This is a genomic window from Candidatus Protofrankia californiensis (genome assembly GCF_900634765.1).
Lineage (GTDB): Bacteria > Actinomycetota > Actinomycetes > Frankiales > Frankiaceae > Protofrankia > Protofrankia californiensis.
Map to the genome: position 1 here is coordinate 1,336 of NZ_CAAAFT010000202.1, position 2,165 is coordinate 3,500.

Sequence of the window (2,165 nt, forward strand, 5' to 3'; positions counted from 1 at the left end):
GTGCTGCGCGGGATCGCTCTGCGGGCTCGGCCCGGCCAGACCACCGCGATCATCGGCAGTACCGGTAGCGGCAAGACGACGCTGATCGGCCTGATCCCACGGCTGGCCGACGCCAGCGAGGGCGCTGTCCTCGTCGACGGCGTCGACGTCCGGGAACTCGACCCGGCGCTGCTCGCCGCCACCGTCGGGCTGGTGCCACAGAAGCCCTACCTGTTCTCCGGCACCATCGCGACCAACCTGCGCTACGGCAATCCGGACGCCACCGACGACCAGCTGTGGCACGCACTGGAGATCGCGCAGGCGAGGGAGTTCGTCGAGGCCATGCCCGACGGCCTGAACACCGTGATCGCCCAGGGTGGGACGAACGTCTCCGGTGGCCAGCGGCAGCGTCTCGCGATCGCCCGGGTGCTGGTCCACCGTCCGGAGATCTACCTGTTCGACGACTCGTTCTCGGCCCTCGACTACGCCACCGACGCGCGCCTGCGTGCCGCGCTCGCCCAGGAGACCGCGAGTGCGACCGTTGTGATCGTCGCCCAGCGGGTCGCCACCATCCGTGATGCCGACCAGATCATCGTGCTGGACGGCGGCGAGATTGTCGGCACCGGCACCCATCATCAGCTGATGGCGGGCAACGCCACCTACCGGGAGATCGTTCTCTCCCAGCTCACCGAGGAGGAGGCCGCGTGACCAGCCCAGCGCCAGCGCCAGCGCCAGCACCAGCAGCGGCGGTGCCGCGCCGGGGTCCGGCGCCGATGGGCGGTCCGTCCCGCTTCTTCATGAGTCAGGGCGCGGCGGAGAAGTCGATGGACTTCTCCGGGTCGAGCCGCCGGCTGCTCGGCCTGCTGCGTCCGCAGTACCACCTGTTCATCGCGGTGATCGTGCTGGCGACGGCGAGCGTCGGGCTCACCGTGCTCGGCCCGCGGCTGCTCGGGCATGCCACCGACCTGGTGTTCGCCGGGATCTTCAGCCGGCGGCTGCCGGCCGGCACGTCGAAGGCCGAGGCCGTCGCCGAACTGCGCGCCACCGGCCACGGCACCCAGGCCGACCTGCTCGCCTCACTCGACGTCACCCCCGGCCAGGGGATGGACTTCGGCGCCATCGGCTCCGTGCTGTTGTGGGTGCTCGTCGTCTACGCGCTGGCCGGGCTGTGCGGCGTCGCGCAGGCCAGGCTCGCGAACCTGGGGCTGCAGCGGGTGATCGGCACGCTGCGCGAGGACGTGCAGGCCAAGATCTCCCGGTTGCCGCTGCGCTACTTCGACCGCCAGTCGCGGGGTGAGGTGCTCAGCCGGGTCACCAACGACATAGACAACCTCGGGCAGAGCCTGCAGCAGAGCCTGTCGCAGATCATCGCGTCAGTGCTGACCATCGTCGGCGTGCTGTCGATGATGATCTGGATCTCCTGGGTACTCGCGTTGATCGCGTTGGTCACGGTGCCGGTGTCGATCCTGATCGCGACGCGGATCGGGAAGCTGGCACAGCCGCAGTTCGTCACCCAGTGGAAGGTCACCGGTCGTCTCAACGCGCACGTCGAGGAGATGTACACCGGGCACGCGCTGGTCCAGGCGTTCGGCCGCCAGGAGGAGTCCGCACAGATCTTCCGTGACTTCAACGAGCGGCTCTACGCCGCCAGCTGGCGCGCCCAGTTCATCTCCGGGCTCATGCAGCCGGCGATGATGTTCATCGGGAACCTCAACTACGTGCTGGTGGCGGTCGTCGGCGGGCTGCGGGTCGCCTCCGGCTCGCTGTCGATCGGCGACGTGCAGGCGTTCGTCCAGTATTCCCGGCAGTTCAGCCAGCCGCTCTCCCAGGTCGCCAGCATGGCGAATCTGGTGCAGTCCGGGGTTGCCTCGGCGGAGCGGGTGTTCGACCTGCTCGACACCGCCGAGCAGGAACCCGACCCCGTCACCCCGGCGCACCCGGACCGGCTGCGCGGCCGGGTCGCCTTCGAACACGTCGCGTTCCGCTATGAGCCGGACAAGCCGCTGATCGAGGACCTGTCGCTGACCGCGGAACCCGGTCACACCGTCGCGATCGTCGGCCCCACCGGTGCCGGAAAGACCACCCTGATCAACCTGCTGATGCGGTTCTACGAGGTCACCGGCGGCCGGATCACCCTGGACGGGGTCGACATCGCCGCGATGTCGCGGGAGGAGCTGCGGGCGAGC

At 69.5% G+C, this 2,165-nt stretch carries 2 protein-coding genes; both read left to right on the top strand.

The genetic code is table 11. The annotated features are described in order from the left end of the window. A partial coding sequence (locus DD1DGNOD_RS29300; protein ID WP_241255654.1) for an ABC transporter ATP-binding protein occupies window positions 1–687 on the top strand: 687 nt, incomplete at its 5' end. A 65-nt stretch (window positions 688–752) separates the two neighbouring features. After that, the coding region (locus DD1DGNOD_RS11100) for an ABC transporter ATP-binding protein (protein WP_131770055.1) at window positions 753–2,165 on the top strand (1,413 nt) is incomplete at its 3' end.